Here is an 18,170-nt window from a genome sequence, read left to right as displayed (position 1 = left end):
CCAAAGGGGAGGTAGGAACATGACAGGGCTGGTTCTCAAGGATATCCGCAAGTCCTACGGCGCGGTGGACGTGATCCACGGCATCGATCTCGATATCAAGCAGGGCGAGTTCATCGTCTTCGTCGGCCCGTCCGGTTGCGGCAAGTCGACGCTTTTGCGCATGATCGCGGGCCTGGAGGAGATCAGCGGCGGCGAGATGATGATCGACGGAGAGCGCGTCAACGACGTGCCGCCTTCCAAGCGCGGCATCGCCATGGTGTTCCAGTCCTACGCGCTCTACCCCCACATGACCGTGTTCGACAACATGGCCTTCGGCATGCGCATCGCTGGCGAAAGCAAGGAGGAGATCGACCGGCGCGTGCGCGCGGCCGCCGATATCCTCCAGCTCACCAAATATCTCGACCGCCTACCCAAGGCGCTCTCCGGCGGCCAGCGCCAGCGCGTCGCCATCGGCCGCGCCATTTGCCGCGACCCGAAGGTCTTCCTGTTCGACGAGCCACTGTCGAACCTCGACGCTGCGCTGCGCGTCGCCACCCGCATCGAGATCGCCAAGCTTTCCGAGCAGATGGCCGACACGACGATGATCTACGTGACGCACGACCAGGTCGAGGCGATGACGCTTGCCGACCGCATCGTCGTGCTCTCGGCAGGGCACATCGAGCAGGTCGGCCCGCCGCTGGAGCTCTACGAGCGCCCGGCAAACCTCTTCGTCGCCCGCTTCATCGGCTCGCCGGCCATGAACATCATCCCGGCGAAGATCACGTCCGCAGGCGCCGCGACCGTGCTGGAACTGACCGGCGGACGCACCTCGACCGTCGATATCGCGACGGCCACGTCCGAAGTCGGCAAGGCGGCAAGCTTCGGCGTGCGTCCGGAGGATCTCCAGATTTCCACCGGCGACGATTTCCTCTTCGAGGGCACGGTGGCGATCGTCGAGGCCCTCGGCGAGGTGACGCTGCTCTACATCGAGGGTCTCGTACAGGGCGAGCCGATCATCGCCAAGATTCCCGGCATCCTCGCCGTCAAGCGCGGCGACCGGATCCGCTTCACGGCGGACAGGGCGAAGCTGCATCTTTTCGATACGGCCGGCAAAAGCTATCGCGCGTCCTGAAACCTGACACGAAACCGGCGGAGCGGCAGGATTTAGCCCTGCCGCTCAACCCGATGTTAAGCGTTGCTCCCCTAACTTTTCTCGAAAGCAGACAGTGCCAGGGGCAACAGGCAGATGAGTATCCGGGGATCCGAACCGCGTAACAACTACCTCAGCAAGGAAGAGTCCTTCATGTACGACCGGGAAAAAAGTTTCCCGATGGAGGACACCTGCAACGAGGCGCGCATCGAGTTCACCGAGAATGGCGGCCTCGTCAATCTTGTCTCACGCCGGTGCCTGATCACCAAACTGTCGCGCAGCGGCGCCATCGTCACCATGACGACGAAGTTCCAGCTGCCGCGCAACTTCTACCTCGACATCGTCAGCGCCCGCCTGCCGATGATCGGCTGCCTGACGCAACGCGTCTACACCAACGACGTCGTCGAAGCCCGCTTCCTGCGCATGCTCTCCGATAAGGACCTGCAACGCATCTTCGTCTACTCGACGCACCGCAACCACCAGGGCCGCACGCTGGATATCTATAGCTGAAATGAAAAGAGGGGCGAAACGCCCCTCTGATCTTATGCGAACAACACGCTCGCCCCGTGGTCCGCCGGTCCCGCAATCGCGCGGAAGGGCGCGAAAAGTTCGCGGCCCATGCCGAATTCGTTGCCGGAGAGATCGGCCGTCGCCTGCGGGCGGGCGGCGAACTCGGCGGCATTCACCAGAACCTCGATCGTGCCGTGAGCGGCATCCAGCCGGATGATATCGCCGGTGCGGATGCGGCCGATCGGGCCGTTGTCGACGGCTTCCGGCGTCACATGGATGGCAGCCGGCACTTTGCCGGAGGCGCCGGACATGCGGCCGTCGGTGAGGAGAGCGACACGCTGGCCGCGGTCCTGGAGGATGCCGAGCACGGTGGTCAGCTTGTGCAGTTCCGGCATGCCGTTGGCCTTCGGTCCCTGGAAGCGCACGACGGCGATGAAGTCGCCCGTCAGCTCGCCGGCCTTGAAGGCGACGTTGAGTTCCTGCTGGTCGTGGAACACCTTTGCCGGCGCCTCGATGACATGGCGCTCCGGCTTCACCGCGGAGATCTTGATGACCGCGCTGCCGATGTTGCCGGTCAGCATTTTCAGACCGCCGGTCGCCTGGAACGGCGTCTCGATATTGGCGAGGATCTTCGGGTCGTGGCTGACCTTCGGCGCCGGTTCGCGCAGCACCGTGCCGGTCTCGCTGAGCTTCGGATCGATCGTATAGGCTTGCAGGCCCTGGCCGAAGACCGTGCGCACGTCATCGTGCAGCATGCCGTGCTTCAGGAGTTCCTGGATGAGGAAGCCCATGCCGCCGGCCGCGTGGAAATGGTTCACGTCCGAAAGGCCGTTCGGATAGACGCGGGCAAGCAGCGGCACCGTGTCGGACAGCTCGGAAATGTCCTTCCAGGTGAGGAGGATGCCGGCGGCGCGTGCCATAGCGAGCAGGTGCAGCGTGTGGTTCGTCGAGCCGCCGGTGGCATGCAGGCCGACCACGCCGTTGACGATCGAGCGTTCGTCGATCATCTCGCCGGCCGGTGTGAACTCGTTGCCCTGCGCGGTGATGGCAAGCGCACGCTTGGTGGCTTCCTTGGTCAGCGCATCGCGCAGCGGCGTGCCGGGATTGATGAAGGAGGCGCCGGGCATGTGGAAGCCCATGATCTCCATCAGCATCTGGTTGGAATTGGCGGTGCCGTAGAAGGTACAGGTGCCGGGACCGTGATAGGACTTGGATTCGGCTTCCAGCAGCTCCGCCCGGCCGGCCTTGCCTTCGGCATAGAGCTGGCGCACGCGGGCCTTCTCGTCGTTCGGCAGGCCCGTGGTCATCGGCCCGGCCGGAATGAAGATGGCCGGCAGGTGGCCGAAGGTCAGCGCCGCGATCGTCAGGCCCGGCACGATCTTGTCGCAGACGCCGAGATAGACGACCGAATCGAACATGTTGTGCGACAGCCCGATGCCGGCAGCCATGGCGATGAGGTCGCGCGAGAACAGCGACAGTTCCATGCCCGGCTGGCCCTGAGTGACGCCGTCGCACATGGCCGGCACGCCGCCCGCGACCTGCGCCACGCCGCCGGCTTCACGCGCAGCCTCGCGGATCAGCGCCGGATAGGTCTCGAACGGCTGGTGGGCCGAGAGCATGTCGTTGTAGGAGGTAATAATGCCGAGGTTCGGGACGCGGTCGCCGGCGAGCGCGTCCTTCTCGGCGGGGGAACAGACGGCAAAGCCATGCGCGAGGTTGCCGCAGGACAGCACGGCGCGGTGTACGCCCTGCGAGGCGGCGGCGCGCACGCGGTCGAGATAGGGCTGGCGGTACGGCTTCGAGCGTTCGACGATGCGGGCGGTGATGGCTTCAATGCGTTTGTCGGCGGACATGGGAGCTATCCTGACTGTTCTCGATTGCATTTTTCGCGCGGCAAAGCGAGCGGGGGCGCTGCGCAGTCCGCTAATCATCGGCGTCTTGCGCCGGGTGGAGCCGGGGTTAGCCGGCAGGGTGCCTCAAGGCGCCCAGTAGACGTCGACCGGGGTCGCTGCACGCCGGAGCACGGCGCGGATCGGCATGTCGGTTTCCGGGCCGTCGCCTTCGGCAGCGGCCAGAACGTCCATCTTGCCCTGGCCTTCGATATGCAGCACCAGAAGACGTGCATCCTGAAGGCTGGCGAAGGTGAAGGTGAGGCGGGGTTCGCCGGCACCTTCTGCCTCCATGGTGATGATGCCGCGCGGGGTCTCCGGCGAGATCGCCTCGGCAAGGCGGCTGCCGCCCGGGAAGAACGAGGCCGTGTGGCCGTCCGCGCCCATTCCGAGGATGACGACGTCGAAGGGATGGCCGAGTGCCGCGGCATCCGCCGTCACGATCTCCGCCGCCTGTTCCGCGCTGCCGGCGTCCCGGTAGAGCGGCAGGAACTGCGCCGCCTGCGCCTTGCCCTGAAGCAGGTTGTCGGCAACGAGCAGGTGGTTCGAGCGCGCATTATCGGCGGGCACGAAACGCTCGTCGACGAGCGTGATCGTCACCTTCGCCCAGTCGATGTCGCGGCTCGACAGGGCCTTGAAGAAGGCTTTCGGCGTCGAGCCGCCGGAGACCGCGATGCTGGCGCGGCCCCGGGAAGTGACGGCCTCGGCCAGCGCACCGGAAACCCGGTCCGCAAGCCCTTCCGCCAAGGCGGTGCCGTCGGAAAATTCATGCACTGTTGCGCTCATCAGGCTTCCTTACGATTCATGCCAGGTGCGGCCGTCGCGCTCGATGAGGGCGATGGCCTGGCTCGGGCCCCAGGTGCCGGCCGTGTAGCCCTGAACCTGCTGGCCGGTCGCTTCCCAGGCCTTCAGGATCGGGTCCACCCAGCGCCATGCGGCCTCGACTTCGTCGCGGCGCATGAAGAGCGTCTGGTTGTTGCGCACGACATCGAGCAGCAGGCGCTCATAGGCATCCGCATTGCGGGCGTCGAAGGCTTCGGCAAAGCTCATGTCGAGCGAGACGTTGCGCAGCCGCATGCCGCCCGGACCGGGGTCCTTGATCATCAGCGACTGCTTGACGCCTTCGTCCGGCTGCAGGCGGATGATCAGCTGGTTGGCTTCGATGCGGCCGGCCGTGGGGTCGAAGATCGAATGGGGGATCGGCTTGAAGGTGATGACGATTTCCGACATGCGCGCGGCAAGCCGCTTGCCGGTGCGGATGTAGAAGGGCACGCCCGCCCAGCGCCAGTTGCCGATCTCCGCCTTGATGCCGACGAAGGTCTCCGTCTTGGAAACGCCGCCTTCGAGTTCTTCGAGATAGCCCTTGACCGGGCCGCCGGCGGAAGCACCCGCGCGGTACTGGCCGCGCACCGTCAGGCGCTCGACATTGTACTGGTCGATTGGCTTCAGCGCACGCAGCACCTTGAGCTTCTCGTCGCGCACGGCTTCCGCATCCATGGAGGAGGGCACTTCCATCGCGACAAGGCAGAGCAGCTGGAGAATGTGATTCTGCACCATGTCGCGTAGCGCACCGGCCTTGTCGTAGTAGCCGGCGCGGCTTTCGAGGCCGACGGCTTCCGCAACCGTGATCTGCACATGGTCGATATGGGCGGAGTTCCACAACGGCTCGTAGAGCGCGTTGGCAAAGCGCAGCGCCATCAGGTTCTGCACCGTCTCCTTGCCGAGATAGTGGTCGATGCGGAAGATCTGCTCTTCGCGGAAAACCTTGCCGATCGTGTTGTTGAGTTCGTTGGCGGACGCGAGGTCACGGCCGATCGGCTTCTCGACGACGATGCGGGTCTGCTTGGTGATCAGCTTGTGGTCGCGGATCTTTTCCGAAATGTCGCCGAAGATCGCCGGTGCCACGGCGAGATAGAAGGCGCGCACGCGATCCTTGCCCTCGTCGAGGAGCTCCTTCAGCTTGTCCCAGCCACCGTCCGACTTGGCGTCGACCGCGACGTAGAACAGCCGGTCGCAGAAGGTCTTCACCTCCGTCTCGTCGAATTCGCCCTGCTTCAGGTGTTCCTTCAGCGCGGCGACGGCGAACTTGCGGTATTCCTCGTGCGTATAGGCGGTTCGCGACGCGCCGATGATGCGCGTCGGGTCGGAGAGCTGGCCGGCGAGCTGCCGGTGGTAGAGGGCCGGAAGGAGCTTGCGCTCAGCAAGGTCGCCGGTTCCGCCGAAGACGACATAGTCGAAGGGCTCAACGGGAATGATCTGGCTGCTCATCGGATTTCTCGATCTCGTTCTGTTGCCGGGTGTTATAATCTAATCGATTTAAAAACGCCAGAGTGCAACGCAACAAAAACGACGGTTCCGACTCGATCAGAGCTTGTCGCGCAGCGCGTACCACGTCATGGCGAGGAACAGAAGCGGCGAACGGAACCGGGGACCGCCGGGGAACGCCGGGATTTTCAGCGCCTTCAGATGGTCGAGTTCCGCACTGCCGCCGGTCACGTCCTCCGCATAAAGCTTGCCACAGTAGTTTGACAGCATGACGCCATGGCCGGAATAACCGCCGATCGTCGTGATGCCGGGCATGACCTCGCGCACATAGGGCTTGCGCGGCATGGTGATGCCGACCGAGCCGCCCCAGGCATGGGTGAGCTCGATGCCCTTCAGCTCGGGATAGACCTCTTCGATCTGCCGGCGGATGGGCGGGGTCATGTCCGCGGGATTGTCCGACGTATAGGCCTCGCGCCCGCCAAAAAGCAGCCGGCCATCACGGGTCTTGCGGAAGTAACGCACCACGAAGCGCGTATCGGCAATCGATTCGCCGCCCGGAATGATCGCGGGAAACTTGTCGAGCGGCACCGTCGCGCCGATAAAGGAGCGGATCGGCATGACATGCGAGGCCGTCTTCGCTTCGAGATTGCCGATATAGGCGTTGCAGGCGATCAGCGCCTTGTCGGCGCGGATCGTGCCCTTGGCCGTCGTGATCACCGCCTTGCCGCCCGTCCGCTCGATCTTCAGGGCAGGCGTCTTTTCATGCAGGCCCGCACCGGCAGCCTGCGCCGCCCGTGCGATGCCGACAAGCAGCTTCATCGGGTGGATATGGCCTGTGCCGGTGTCGCGCATGCCGAAGAGGAACCGCTTGGAACCGACGCTCTCCTCGGTCTGTGCCCGGTCGAGGTAGCTCAGATGCGGATAGCCGAAACGGGTCGCGGCGATCTCGATGTGATCGCGAAACTCCTTCTCGTAGCTTGCCTTGTGGCTCACATTCAGCTGGCCGGGAACATAGTCGATGTCGAGGTTCTGGCTGGCGGCGAAAGCGTGGATGTGCCGCTTGGCATTCTCCGCAAGGTCGAACAGCGCCTTGGCGCGCTCGAAACCGATCTCGGCCTCAAGCGTCTCCGCGTCCGTGCGCTGGCCGGTGCCGAGCTGGCCGCCATTGCGGCCGGAGGCGCCGTCGCCGAAGCGGTGCGCCTCGATAAGCACGACGCGGACACCTTTCTTCGCGAGATTGTAGGCGGCCTGGAGGCCGGTGAAGCCGCCGCCGACGATAGCGACATCGGCCTCGACGGAACCGTCGAGGGGCGCATATTCGGGACGGTCTCCGACGCTCGCCTCATACCAGGAGACGCCGGGGGAAATCGGGCTTTGCCAGGGCATTGCACACTCTCATGTTCAAGAGGATGCGGCGGCGCGCCGGGGCGCCGGCCGCTCTCAGGATCTGATCTCGTCGGGCGGCCCGGACCGCCGGGGCCGCTCAGACGTTGAGCAGCAGGAACTCGCGTTCCCAGGGGCTGATCACCTGCATGAAGGTCTCGAACTCGCCGCGCTTCACGCCGGCATAAAGGCCGATGAATTCCGCGCTGAGCACGTCGGCAAGCGCCGAGTCCGATTCGAGCAGCGACACGGCCTCAAGCAGGCCGCGCGGCAGGTCGATCGATCCTTCGTTGGCGGTGTCGCCCGTGGGTTCGCTCGGTTCGATCTCGTTCATGATGCCGAGCAGGCCGCAGCCGAGCGAGGCCGCCAGCGCCAGGTACGGATTGGCATCCGATCCCGGCAGGCGGTTCTCGACGCGCCGTGCGGCGGCATCCGAAACCGGCACGCGGAACGCCGTCGTGCGGTTGTCGTAGCCCCAGGCATTGTTGACCGGTGCCGACATTTCGGGGGTCAGGCGCCGGTAGGAGTTCACATAGGGCGCCATCATCACCAGCGTCTTCGGCACATAGGTCTGCATGCCGCCGATGAAGTGGAAGAACTCCTTCGAGGCCGATCCGTCCGGATTGGAGAAGACGTTCTTGCCGGTCGCGATCTCCACCACCGACTGGTGGATATGCATGGCCGAACCCGCCTGGCCCTGCATGGGCTTGGCCATGAAGGTGGCGTAGATGCCGTGTTTCAGCGCCGCCTCGCGGATCGTGCGCTTGAACAGGAAGACCTGGTCGGCAAGCTCGATCGGATCGCCGTGGCGCAGGTTGATTTCGAGCTGTGCGGGACCTTCCTCGTGGATCAGGGTGTCGATCTCGAGACCCTGCTTTTCCGAGAAGTGGTAAATGTCGTCGATCAGTTCGTCGAACTCGTTGATGCCGGCGATCGAATAGCCCTGGCCGCCAAGAATGGCGCGGCCGGAGCGGCCCTTCGGCGGATGCAGCGGATAGTCCGGGTCCTCGTTCATCGCGACGAGATAGAACTCGATTTCCGGTGCGACGACCGGGCGCCAGCCGCGATCGCTATACATCTTCACGACGTTCTTCAGGACGTTGCGCGGCGTATAGGGCACGTTCTCGCCGGTCGAGCCGACGATGTCGCAGATGACCTGCGCGGTCGGGTCGCTTTCCCACGGCACAACGGAGAGCGTGGACAGATCCGGCAACAGCTTCAGGTCGCTGTCGCGCGGCTCGTAGCGGAAATTGCCGGTCTCTTCCGGATAGTCACCGGAAATCGTGTGGCGATAGAGCGCCGACGGCAGCGCCAGCGAGGTGTTCGAGGTGAATTTCGAGGACGGCATCATCTTGCCGCGCGGCACGCCTGCGAGGTCCGGCGTGATGCATTCGATATCCTCGATGCCACGGGCCCTCAGCCAGTCTGCGGCGTCCTTCCAGGTCTTTACCCCACGTGGCACGCTGATGGCGGGAGGGATTTTAGTAGAGCGTGCGGCTTTCTCGATGGTGGGGGTAACGACTTTTTTTTTGGACGGCATGACACACCGGGGTTGTTGACGATGGCGCATCATAGCCGGTGTTTGGCCCTTTACTAGCTCCCCCCGGGGGGTAGAAATCGCGAATCTTCGCGGAAAATCTGTTTTATCGCAGCGATTGACTTTCGGCCGGGATGGCCGAAAGGAGAACGCGAACGGGGATATTATACGTGGCAGAGCGGCGGGACGTCGTCATTATCGGAGCGGGCGCGGCAGGTTTGATGTGCGCCATCGAAGCGGGCAAACGCGGGCGCCGCGTGCTCGTGCTCGACCATGCCCGCGCACCCGGCGAAAAGATCCGCATCTCCGGCGGCGGGCGCTGCAACTTCACCAATATCCACGCCGGCCCGAAGAATTTCCTCTCGGCCAATCCGCATTTCTGCAAGTCGGCGCTCGCCCGCTACACGCCCCGCGATTTCCTCGATCTCGTCGAGCGCCACGGCATCGCCTGGCACGAGAAGACGCTCGGCCAGCTCTTTTGCGACAACTCGGCGAAGGACATCATCGCGATGCTGCTCGCCGAGATGAAGGCGGCCGGTGCCGAGCTGCGGCTCTCGACGTCCATCAGCGCCGTCGAACACGACGGATCGTCCTTTCGCATCGTCACGGAGAACGGCACCATCGAGGCCGCCTCGCTGGTGATGGCCTCCGGCGGCAAGTCGATCCCCAAGATGGGCGCGACGGGCTTTGCCTACCGCATCGCCGAGCAATTCGGCCTGCCGCTCGTGGAAACCCGCGCCGGCCTCGTGCCGCTGATGCTGGACCCGGCAACACTTGCGGCCCATGAGGGCCTGCCCGGCGTCGCGGTCGACGTCATCGCCAGCCACGGCAAGACGGAGTTTCGCGAGGCAGCGCTCTTCACCCATCGGGGCTTAAGTGGCCCCGCCATCCTGCAAATCTCCTCCTATTGGCGGGAGGGTGAGGAGATCGCGCTCCACATCCGCCCGGACGTTGATTTCGCCGCCGTGCTCGCCGCCGCCCGGCGCGAAAACGGGCGGCAGGCGGTGCAGACCGTGCTTGCCGAGCACATGCCGAAGAAGCTTGCGCAGCTTGTCGTCACCGAACTCGGCATCGATGGCCCGCTCGCCGAACAGCCGGCGCGGCGCACCGATGCGCTGGTGCAGAAACTCAAGGACTGGCGCTTCCGCCCGCCGGGCTCCGAAGGGTATCGCACGGCCGAAGTCACGCTTGGCGGCGTCGATACAGCAACACTCGATTCCCGCAGCATGGCGGCGAAGGCGGTGCCGGGGCTCTATTTCATCGGCGAGGCGGTGGATGTCACCGGCTGGCTCGGCGGCTATAATTTCCAGTGGGCCTGGGCGTCCGGCCACGCGGCCGGCCAGGACGCCTGATCGCGAGGACTGCTAGGCGGCGTTTACCGTCCTTTAAGACCTCGCGGCGGATGCTCTCACGATGTCGGCATTTTCCGCGCGCCTTCGCGTGGAGACAACATGATGTGGGCCGGCTGGCCGGATCATCCGGGTGCCCGTAGTATCTCGTAACGGAGTATCGCCGCATGCCTGCAAAAAGCCGCCCCGCCCGCGCCATCGCCATTGCTGCCGCCGAGGAAAGCCGTCGCCGCCTCGTCGCGATCGGCATCAATTGCGCGCTCGCCGCCATCCTTGTCGCCGGCCTTGCCATCGCCGCCCTTTGAGCCGTCATAAATCGGTTTAAAAAGTGATGGAATTTTAAAGTTTGCCGTCGATGATTTCCGGATAGGGTTCCGGAAGCCGCGTCCCATGACGGATGCAACGCGGCTGGCAATGAGTGCTCCCCCGGATCAGCGGCATTGCGGCCGCATGAAAGTCGGTAATCCGGCGGTCCGAATCCTTGGGAGGCTCTCTTAGGGCAGGGGTGGGACACGCCGACAACGGATGTTCCGCCATGTTCATTGATAAGATCCTCGCGCGTTTCAAGATCCAGACAAAGGTTCTGGTCTTCATTCTGCCCTTCGTGCTCAGCATCTGCGCCGTGGGCTTTACCGGGCTTTACGCCTCGGGCCTCCTGCAAGGCAGGATGGAGATTTCCAACAGCGTCCTCCAGTCGCTGAGCGGCTTCAAGGATGTCTATGCCGGCATGAACCGGTTCCTGCAGAACACCAGCGAGGAAAGCCGCGACGCGGTGAACGAGCGCCTGAAGGCGCAGGTGGCGCTTCTGCGGGTGACGATGGATGGCCTGACGCCGGATGTCGACGCCTCCAAGCTCCTCGAAGCCCAGAAGCAGACCAAGGATATCGAAGCGCGCATGGAAGGGCTCTGGCTGCTCTATGTTCGCGAGGCGAAGCTGCATGAAGCGATGGGCAAGAACCTCAATTATCTGGCGGCCGAGCAGGGCAAGATCCTGGAAGAGGCGACCAAGCTCCAGCGCACGGTGCGCCAGAACGAGAACACCGCCAAGAGCATGCTGCGCGAGGCCGACCGCCTGACGAATGCCAGCAAGTTCTTCGCCGATTTCCTCTCCGATTTCACGAAAGCAGCCACGCCGGACGACAAGCTGAAGCTCGTCAAGGAGCGTTACCCCTCCATCTCGAAGACCGACCGTTCCATCTCGATGATCCTGCCGAAGAGCCAGAAGGTCGTCTCCACGACCATCCGCAACACGGTGGATGAACTCGGCGGTTTCCTCTCCTCGACCGATCCGGCGGATGTCACCGTTCCGGAAATCGCGCGCCGCATCAACCGCTTCCGCCAGGTCGCCATCCAGCTTCAGGGCGCCGCCGGCGAGAAGATGCGCGAGGCGACCCGCATCTTCGGCGAACTCGACGAGCCGATCATCAAATCCGAAGCCATCCTTTCGGCCACCCGCAAGCTGGTCAATTCGATCTATGACATCGAAATCATCGCCGCCCGCTTCCTCGGCCAGACATCGGTTGAAAATCGCACCAAGCTGCTCAGCAATCTCTCCCTCCTGCGCAGCGACATGAGCGGCCTGCGCGGCAGCGCCAGCGGCCTCGCCTTCTTCGACACGGTCGATGAAACGCTGGCGCCGGTGCTTGAGCGCATGGATGCGGACAGCGCCACACTCGTGACGATCAGCACGCAGCGCGCCGCCGACTTCGACGCTGCCGGCCAGTCCATCGACACGATCTGGAATCTGTTGAGCCAGTTCGCCGAGGAGCAGAAGACCAGCGCCGGCAGCGAGCGCGAAAAGGCAAACCAGGTCTCGGTGCTGGCGACCGTCGCCGGCGTCGCGATCGCTGTGCTGGCCGGCATCGCGCTGGTTCTGACGCTGAAGGGGCCGATCGGCCAGATCACCGGCGCCATGCGCCGCCTCGCCGATGGCTTCCTCGATACCGGCATTTCCGGCGAGGGCCGCCGCGACGAGATCGGTGACATGGCCCGCGCGCTCGGCGTCTTCAAGCAGAACGCACTGTCGAAGATCCGCATCGAGGCGGAAAGCGAGGAGCAGCGCAGCGCCGCGGAAGCCGAACGCGCCCGCAACGATGCCGAAAAGCAGGCGTTCGACCGGCAGATCGACTTCGCCGTCAACGCGCTTGCCGCCGGCCTCGGCCGCCTGGCACAGGGCGACCTGTCGCGCCAGATCGACACGCCCTTTTCCGGCCGCCTCGAACAGCTTCGGCAGGATTTCAACATCTCGCTCGTGCGCCTTCAGGACACGCTCGGCCAGATCCGCAACAATGCGCTGTCGATCCAGCGCAGCGGCGCGGACATGCTGAGCTCCGGCGATGCGCTTGCCAAGCGCACCGAGGCGCAGGCCTCGTCGCTGGAAGAAACCGCCGCCGCTGTCGAGCAGATCACGGTGACCGTGCGCTCCTCCGCCGAGCGGGCGCATGAGGCGAATGTCGTCGTCGGCGCCACCAAGCGCAGCGCCGACAGCTCCGCCTCCGTCGTCAGCAATGCGATCGCCGCGATGGGCCGCATCGAGGGTGCCTCGCGCCAGATCGAGCAGATCATCGAGGTGATCGACGACATCGCCTTCCAGACCAACCTGTTGGCGCTGAATGCCGGCATCGAGGCCGCCCGCGCCGGCGAAGCCGGCAAGGGTTTTGCCGTCGTCGCGCAGGAGGTTCGCGAACTTGCCCAGCGGTCCGCCAGTGCTGCCCGCGAGATCAAGGGCCTCATCGAGAAGTCGACGAGCGAGGTCAGCGCGGGATCGCACCTCGTGCAGGAGACCGGCTCGGTGCTGGCCTCGATCAGCCAGCAGATCGTCACCGTCAGCCACCATGTGGAGATGATGGCGACCGCCAGCCGCGATCAGGCGGCAGCGCTTCAGGAGGTCAACGGCTCCGTCAACCAGATGGACCAGATGACCCAGCAGAACGCCTCGATGGTGGACCTGACGACCGCCGCCAGCCGCAAGCTCGCCAGCGAAGCCGACACGCTGATGATGCTGGTCGAGCAGTTCCGCCTGGAAGAGGACCGGGACGGCCAGGGCCTTTATCGCGCGGCGTAGAATGAGTTGCCGTTAACCAAGAAAAGGCCTGGATTTCCAGGCCTTTTTGCTTGAAAAACCCCTGTTTCTTATGGGTTATTGCAGCGAATTTTCAGCTTTTCTTATATATTTGATTCTTATTATTTGCGGACAAGAGGAGTCCGACATGATCAGGATTTTCAGATCTTCCGTCGCCTATCAGTATGCGGCGATGACCTTTGCCTTCATCTTCCTCAGCGCCGCGGTGATCGTCGGCGTGATGCACTACAACCTGCGCAGCTATGTGCTGGAGGACGCGGCCAACGATGCGCGGGATGCCACGCGCGCCATGGCCGTTCTCTATGGTGCGGCGATCGAAGACGCCTCCGTTGCGTTGAAGGATGGCGGGCTCACGGCGATCCATAGCGAGGCGATGCCGGAGCTTGCCAACCATGACCTCGTCGATCGCACGGCCAGCTCGATTGCCGGCGTCGCGACGGTTTTCGCCAAGCAGGGCGCCGACTATGTGCGCATCTCGACGAATGTGAAGAAGGAGGACGGGTCGCGGGCCGTTGGTACGAAACTGGCGCCCGAGCATCCCGCACAGGCGGTTCTTGCCAAGGGCGAGCCCTATTTCGGACCAGCCCAGCTCTTCGGCCGCGACTTCATGACCGGTTATTTCCCGGTCAAGAACGCCGCCGGCGCCAATGTCGGCATCCTTTTCATCGGCATCCCGATGGAGATCTACTTCCAGAAGATCCATGACCTTCAGGTCCGCGCGATCCTTGCCGGCGTGCTGTCGATGCTGGTCTTCGGTGCGCTCGCCTATTTCGCCGTCCGGCGGGCGACGCGGCCGCTGCGCGCGCTGATCGGAGCCGTCGGGGGCATTGCCGAAGGGCGCCTCGACACGGATATTCCGAGCCGCGACAAGGCGAACGAATTCGGCCAGATCGCGCGCGCGCTCGAAGTGTTCCGCGAGAATGCCCAGCGCAAGATCGAGATGGAGGACATCGCGCAGCGCCAGGACGAACAGGCAGCGGCGGAGCGCGAGCTGAGCGACGCGGAAAAGCGCGAAACCGACCGGCAGATCGATTTTGCCGTCAGCGAGCTCGCCGCCGGCCTTGGACGCCTTGCGCGGGGCGATCTTTCGCAGGCCATCGACACGCCGTTCTCCGGCCGCCTGGAACAGCTCCGGCAGGACTTCAACGGCTCGCTCGCGCGGCTTCAGGACACGCTGGGCAGCATCCGCAGCAATGCGGAAGCGATCCAGTCGAGCGGCACGCAGATGCGCCATTCCGCCGACGACCTGTCGCGCCGCACGGAAGCGCAGGCCGCTTCGCTTGAGGAGACGGCGGCCGCGGTCGACGAGATCACCGTCACGGTGCGCTCGTCCGCCGAGCGCGCCCAGGAGGCGAACACCAAGGTCGCCGAAACCAAGGCCAGCGCCGACAATTCCAGCGCGGTCGTCACCAGCGCCATCGAGGCGATGGGGCGGATCGAGGAGGCCTCGCGCCAGATCGAGCAGATCATCGAGGTGATCGACGACATCGCCTTCCAGACCAACCTCTTGGCGCTCAATGCCGGCATCGAGGCCGCGCGCGCCGGGGAAGCCGGTAAGGGTTTTGCGGTCGTGGCGCAGGAGGTGCGGGAGCTTGCCCAGCGGTCGGCGGAGGCCGCCAAGGAAATCAAGGGCCTGATCGACAAATCGACGCAGGAGGTCAGCACCGGTTCGCGCCTCGTGCAGCAGACGGGCGCGGTGCTCGCCTCCATCAGCCAGCAGATCGTCGGCATCAGCGATCATGTCGCGATGATCGCCACCGCCAGCCGCGACCAGTCGGCCGCGTTGCAGGAGGTGAACGGGTCCGTCAACCAAATGGACCAGATGACCCAGCAGAATGCCTCCATGGTGGAAATGACGACGGGCGCCAGCCGCCACCTTGCCGGGCAGGCCGACGAACTGATGGCGCTCATCGCCCAGTTCCGTTTCGAGAGGGAGCGGGAAGCCCAGGCGATGCGCTCTTCGCGCGCGGCCTGATAAGCACTGCATACCTGTTGCAGAAAGGCCCGGTCATGCCGGGCCTTTCGTGTTTCGGAGAGGACGCAGGCGGCGCCACAGCCGCAGCAGGCCGGCACGCAACGGCGCGGTTTCGCGCAGATGGTCGAATTCGTGTTTGCGGCGGCCGCTCTGCTTCTGTGAAAGTTCGAAGAGGATCGCGAGTCCGTACATATCCTGCATGCCTGTCTCCATTTTCTAGGCAACAGCCGGCCGTGGCGCCGGGAGGGGCGCGCCGTAGCGGTGAATGGCGTGGGTGGCGCTGTCTGCGCCGTGTTTGACGAGGGGAAATTACCCTTCAAATCCGCATTCACGAACAGCAGAAATCGCACTATGTTTTTTATTTATGAAAGACGTGTCCTGGGAATCCTACCGCATCTTCCTCGAAGTCGCCCGGCAGGGCGGGCTCACCGGCGCATCGCAGGTCTCGGGTTTGAGCCCCGCGACGGTCGGCCGGCGTGTGCTGCAGGTGGAGGAGGCGATGGGCCGCCCGCTCTTCCTGCGCAGCCAGACCGGCTACCGGCTGACGAGCGAGGGCCAAGCGCTGTTCGAGCAGTTACAGGGCATGGAGGCGATCGCCCGCGGCGTGGAAAGCTGGCGGCAGGAGGGGCAGGGGGCTAGCACCGTGCGGCTGATGGCCGGCACCTGGGTGACGTGGCTCCTCTGCGAGAATTTTTCCGCGATCTGCACCGAGCGCGACCCCTTCCGCCTCGACCTGTCCATCTCCGAGCGCCGGGCCACGTTGACCCACCGCGAGGTGGATGTCGGCATCCGGGCGGTCGAACCGACCGAGCCGAGCCTGATCAGCCGGCATGCCGGCGAGGTGGCCTATGCGGCCTATCGACGGAAGAATTCCGGCGACGCGCTCGCCGGCCGCTGGCTGGCGGTGTCGCAGGAGGATGCGGTCTCCGCCTACCTGCGCTGGCCGCATGAGCGTGCGGCGGGCACTATTGCCGTCCTCGTCAGCCGGCCGCGCTCGCTGCTCGATCTCGTGCGTGCCGGGGCCGGGCAGGCGGTGCTGCCCTGTTTCGTCGGCGATCTCGACCCGGCGCTGGAGCGGGCAGGCGAGGAGATCCGCGCGCTGCGGCACCACCAATGGGTCGTCACCAACAGCGAGGATCGGCACCGGCGCGATATCCGCACCGTCTCCGACCGGCTGTTCCGGCTGCTCCGCAGCCACGCCGATCTCTTCGCCGGCAAGCGGCCGAGCCGCACGTAAAAAGGTCCCCGGCGCAGGGAGCACCGGGGACCTTGTTTCGACTGGATGTCTTGCCTGTCAGCCGCGACCCTGCGTCACGATGACCGGGATCAGCAGGTCACCCCAGTTGCCCTCTCCGCCGTGGTGGCGGGCGGAGCGGACGAGCTCCACCGAAACCCCGGCCTCGACCGCCTTCATGACGGACTGGTTGAGGCGGTGCAGGTCGTTGGCGACCATGCGGATCATGGCCTGCTGGTCGGGGGACATGGCGGATGCCTGTTCTTCCGCACGTTCCTTGACTCGGGTCTGGACTGTCATGGCATTTCTCCTCTTTTTTGAGCATTTGCAGGCAGGTGGTACACCTGCCGTCGCAGGAATGCGGGCTCTATGGGGGTTCTTGAAGGGTTGACGGGTCAGGTTATTCAGCGGCCGGGCGGAACTGCTCGTGCTCGGTCGATTCGTGCATGGCGGTCGTCGAAGACTGGCCGCCGGTAATGGCCATCGAGACAGCATCGAAGTAACCGGTGCCGACTTCGCGCTGGTGCTTGGTCGCGGTGTAGCCGTTGATCTCGGCGGCGAATTCCGCTTCCTGCAGCTCCGAATAGGCCGCCATCTGGCGATCCTTGTAGCCGCGGGCCAGCTCGAACATGCCGTAGTTCAACTGGTGGAAGCCGGCGAGCGTGATGAACTGGAACTTGTAGCCCATCGCACCCAGTTCGCGCTGGAACTTGGCGATCGTCGCGTCGTCCAGGTTCTTCTTCCAGTTGAACGAGGGCGAGCAATTGTAGGCGAGCAGCTTGCCCGGATGCGCCTTGTGCACGGCCTCGGCGAACTTGCGGGCCTGTTCGAGGTCCGGCTTGCCGGTTTCCATCCAGATCAGGTCGCAATGCGGTGCATAGGCGATGGCACGCGCAATGCAGGGCTCGATGCCGTTCTTGACCTGGTAGAAGCCTTCGACCGTGCGGCCCTTGTCCCGGTCGACGAAGGGCTGGTCGCGCTCGTCGATATCGGAGGTGAGAAGCTTCGCGGCCTCGGCATCGGTGCGGGCGACGACCAGCGTCGAGGTGCCCATGACGTCGGCGGCAAGGCGCGCTGCGTCGAGGTTGCGGATATGGGCTGCGGTCGGGATCAGAACCTTGCCGCCGAGATGGCCGCACTTCTTTTCCGACGCAAGCTGGTCCTCGAAGTGAACGCCGGCGACGCCAGCCTCGATGAAGGCCTTCATGATCTCGAAGGCGTTGAGCGGGCCGCCGAAGCCGGCTTCCGCGTCGGCGACGATCGGGGCAAACCAGGTGTCGACCGAAAGGCCGTTGCCTTCCGCGGTCTCGATCTGGTCGGCGCGCTGCAGCGTGCGGTTGATGCGCTTGGCAAGTTCCGGAGCGGCGTTTGCCGGGTAGAGCGACTGGTCGGGATACATGGCAGAGGCCGTGTTGGCGTCGGCGGCGACCTGCCAGCCGGACAGGTAGATCGCCTTCAGGCCGGCGCGGACCATCTGCATGGCCTGGTTGCCCGAGAGCGCGCCGAGCGCATTGACGAAATCTTCCTCGTGGATGAGCTTCCAGAGGCGGTTCGCACCGTTTTCGGCGAGCGTATGGCGGATCTGGACCGAGCCGCGCAGCTTCTCGACCGTCTCGGCCGTATAGGGGCGCTCGATGCCGTCGAACCGGCCTTTTGGCGCGCTCGGAACGAGATTGTAAAAATCGGTCATAGTATCCTCCAATGCGATGTCTCGGGATCGGGCTTGGCTCTCTTTGTCGCCCGATTTCATGTGACAGTATTTACATCGCAGCGCACAATAGGGCGAGAGAAAACCGGAAAACCAGCGGCGTAATCGG

Annotated in this window: 15 protein-coding genes; 7 read left to right on the top strand and 8 right to left on the bottom strand. The window is 64.5% G+C overall.

Translation table 11 applies throughout. The features are described from left to right. Nucleotides 1-19 precede the first annotated feature (19 nt). Both AC1RWL_RS13420 and AC1RWL_RS13415 read left to right on the top strand, forming a co-directional pair. Nucleotides 20-1,111: an ABC transporter ATP-binding protein gene (locus AC1RWL_RS13420; protein WP_493094982.1), complete on the top strand. Its 1,092-nt coding sequence runs from the start codon at nucleotides 20-22 to the stop codon at nucleotides 1,109-1,111. Nucleotides 1,112-1,225: 114 nt separating this feature from the next. After that, the gene (locus tag AC1RWL_RS13415) at nucleotides 1,226-1,639 is read left to right on the top strand and encodes a hypothetical protein (protein ID WP_256120702.1); all 414 of its coding nucleotides are present in this window, start codon (nucleotides 1,226-1,228) and stop codon (nucleotides 1,637-1,639) included. Between the two features lie 32 nt (nucleotides 1,640-1,671). On the opposite strand, the gene edd is transcribed toward AC1RWL_RS13415, so the two are convergent. The 5 genes from edd to AC1RWL_RS13390 all read right to left on the bottom strand — a co-directional run bounded on the left by edd (nucleotide 1,672) and on the right by AC1RWL_RS13390 (nucleotide 8,716). Beyond that, nucleotides 1,672-3,492, bottom strand: a complete 1,821-nt coding sequence (gene edd / locus AC1RWL_RS13410; RefSeq protein ID WP_493094981.1) for a phosphogluconate dehydratase — start codon at nucleotides 3,490-3,492, stop codon at nucleotides 1,672-1,674. Nucleotides 3,493-3,615: 123 nt separating this feature from the next. Further along, the gene (gene pgl, locus AC1RWL_RS13405; protein ID WP_493094980.1) at nucleotides 3,616-4,314 is read right to left on the bottom strand and encodes a 6-phosphogluconolactonase; all 699 of its coding nucleotides are present in this window, start codon (nucleotides 4,312-4,314) and stop codon (nucleotides 3,616-3,618) included. Between the two features lie 9 nt (nucleotides 4,315-4,323). Then, a complete protein-coding gene (zwf, locus tag AC1RWL_RS13400) occupies nucleotides 4,324-5,796 on the bottom strand; it encodes a glucose-6-phosphate dehydrogenase (RefSeq protein ID WP_256120698.1) in 1,473 nt (490 codons plus the stop codon). A 96-nt stretch (nucleotides 5,797-5,892) separates the two neighbouring features. Beyond that, on the bottom strand, nucleotides 5,893-7,179 hold the full coding sequence (locus tag AC1RWL_RS13395) for an NAD(P)/FAD-dependent oxidoreductase (protein ID WP_493094979.1): 1,287 nt from the start codon (nucleotides 7,177-7,179) through the stop codon (nucleotides 5,893-5,895). 97 nt (nucleotides 7,180-7,276) lie between these two features. Continuing rightward, entirely contained in the window at nucleotides 7,277-8,716 is a 1,440-nt protein-coding gene (locus tag AC1RWL_RS13390; RefSeq protein WP_256120696.1) for a glutamine synthetase family protein, read from the bottom strand. Between the two features lie 167 nt (nucleotides 8,717-8,883). On the opposite strand from AC1RWL_RS13390, the gene AC1RWL_RS13385 reads away from it, so the two are divergent. The 4 genes from AC1RWL_RS13385 to AC1RWL_RS13370 all read left to right on the top strand — a co-directional run bounded on the left by AC1RWL_RS13385 (nucleotide 8,884) and on the right by AC1RWL_RS13370 (nucleotide 15,119). Next, the gene (locus tag AC1RWL_RS13385) at nucleotides 8,884-10,065 is read left to right on the top strand and encodes a BaiN/RdsA family NAD(P)/FAD-dependent oxidoreductase (RefSeq protein WP_493094978.1); all 1,182 of its coding nucleotides are present in this window, start codon (nucleotides 8,884-8,886) and stop codon (nucleotides 10,063-10,065) included. Between the two features lie 164 nt (nucleotides 10,066-10,229). Beyond that, entirely contained in the window at nucleotides 10,230-10,367 is a 138-nt protein-coding gene (locus tag AC1RWL_RS13380) for a hypothetical protein (protein WP_256120694.1), read from the top strand. Nucleotides 10,368-10,597: 230 nt separating this feature from the next. Next, nucleotides 10,598-13,126 carry a methyl-accepting chemotaxis protein gene (locus AC1RWL_RS13375; protein WP_435267580.1) on the top strand — a complete coding sequence of 843 codons (2,529 nt, stop codon included), beginning with the start codon at nucleotides 10,598-10,600 and terminating at the stop codon, nucleotides 13,124-13,126. A gap of 145 nt (nucleotides 13,127-13,271) precedes the next feature. Next, nucleotides 13,272-15,119 (top strand): methyl-accepting chemotaxis protein, encoded by a 1,848-nt coding sequence (locus AC1RWL_RS13370; protein ID WP_493094977.1) that lies wholly within the window; start codon nucleotides 13,272-13,274, stop codon nucleotides 15,117-15,119. A 33-nt stretch (nucleotides 15,120-15,152) separates the two neighbouring features. On the opposite strand, the gene AC1RWL_RS13365 is transcribed toward AC1RWL_RS13370, so the two are convergent. Continuing rightward, entirely contained in the window at nucleotides 15,153-15,320 is a 168-nt protein-coding gene (locus AC1RWL_RS13365; RefSeq protein ID WP_435267582.1) for a hypothetical protein, read from the bottom strand. A 163-nt stretch (nucleotides 15,321-15,483) separates the two neighbouring features. On the opposite strand from AC1RWL_RS13365, the gene AC1RWL_RS13360 reads away from it, so the two are divergent. After that, nucleotides 15,484-16,356, top strand: coding sequence for a LysR family transcriptional regulator (locus tag AC1RWL_RS13360; RefSeq protein WP_493094976.1), 873 nt, complete (start codon nucleotides 15,484-15,486; stop codon nucleotides 16,354-16,356). A 57-nt stretch (nucleotides 16,357-16,413) separates the two neighbouring features. Here the strand turns inward: AC1RWL_RS13360 and AC1RWL_RS13355 are convergent, their stop codons facing one another. Continuing rightward, nucleotides 16,414-16,653, bottom strand: coding sequence for an SMc00767 family acetate metabolism repressor (locus AC1RWL_RS13355; RefSeq protein WP_319318536.1), 240 nt, complete (start codon nucleotides 16,651-16,653; stop codon nucleotides 16,414-16,416). 100 nt (nucleotides 16,654-16,753) lie between these two features. Further along, complete coding sequence (gene aceA / locus AC1RWL_RS13350) at nucleotides 16,754-18,043, bottom strand: isocitrate lyase (protein ID WP_023516666.1); 1,290 nt, start codon at nucleotides 18,041-18,043, stop codon at nucleotides 16,754-16,756. Nucleotides 18,044-18,170: the final 127 nt, after the last annotated feature.

The sequence above is a fragment of the Shinella sp. GW821-FHT10F02 genome (genome assembly GCF_058809275.1).
This window is presented reverse-complemented; position numbering and strand designations above follow the sequence as displayed.

Excerpts from the sequence above, each read along its gene's own strand:
- AC1RWL_RS13420 (WP_493094982.1), top strand. The coding sequence starts at position 20 with ATGACAGGGCTGGTTCTCAAGGATATCCGCAAGTCCTACGGCGCGGTG.
- AC1RWL_RS13415 (WP_256120702.1), top strand. The coding sequence starts at position 1,226 with ATGAGTATCCGGGGATCCGAACCGCGTAACAACTACCTCAGCAAGGAA.
- edd (WP_493094981.1), bottom strand. The coding sequence starts at position 3,492 with ATGTCCGCCGACAAACGCATTGAAGCCATCACCGCCCGCATCGTCGAA.
- pgl (WP_493094980.1), bottom strand. The coding sequence starts at position 4,314 with ATGAGCGCAACAGTGCATGAATTTTCCGACGGCACCGCCTTGGCGGAA.
- zwf (WP_256120698.1), bottom strand. The coding sequence starts at position 5,796 with ATGAGCAGCCAGATCATTCCCGTTGAGCCCTTCGACTATGTCGTCTTC.
- AC1RWL_RS13395 (WP_493094979.1), bottom strand. The coding sequence starts at position 7,179 with ATGCCCTGGCAAAGCCCGATTTCCCCCGGCGTCTCCTGGTATGAGGCG.
- AC1RWL_RS13390 (WP_256120696.1), bottom strand. The coding sequence starts at position 8,716 with ATGCCGTCCAAAAAAAAAGTCGTTACCCCCACCATCGAGAAAGCCGCA.
- AC1RWL_RS13380 (WP_256120694.1), top strand. The coding sequence starts at position 10,230 with ATGCCTGCAAAAAGCCGCCCCGCCCGCGCCATCGCCATTGCTGCCGCC.
- AC1RWL_RS13375 (WP_435267580.1), top strand. The coding sequence starts at position 10,598 with ATGTTCATTGATAAGATCCTCGCGCGTTTCAAGATCCAGACAAAGGTT.
- AC1RWL_RS13370 (WP_493094977.1), top strand. The coding sequence starts at position 13,272 with ATGATCAGGATTTTCAGATCTTCCGTCGCCTATCAGTATGCGGCGATG.
- AC1RWL_RS13365 (WP_435267582.1), bottom strand. The coding sequence starts at position 15,320 with ATGCAGGATATGTACGGACTCGCGATCCTCTTCGAACTTTCACAGAAG.
- AC1RWL_RS13360 (WP_493094976.1), top strand. The coding sequence starts at position 15,484 with ATGAAAGACGTGTCCTGGGAATCCTACCGCATCTTCCTCGAAGTCGCC.
- AC1RWL_RS13355 (WP_319318536.1), bottom strand. The coding sequence starts at position 16,653 with ATGACAGTCCAGACCCGAGTCAAGGAACGTGCGGAAGAACAGGCATCC.
- aceA (WP_023516666.1), bottom strand. The coding sequence starts at position 18,043 with ATGACCGATTTTTACAATCTCGTTCCGAGCGCGCCAAAAGGCCGGTTC.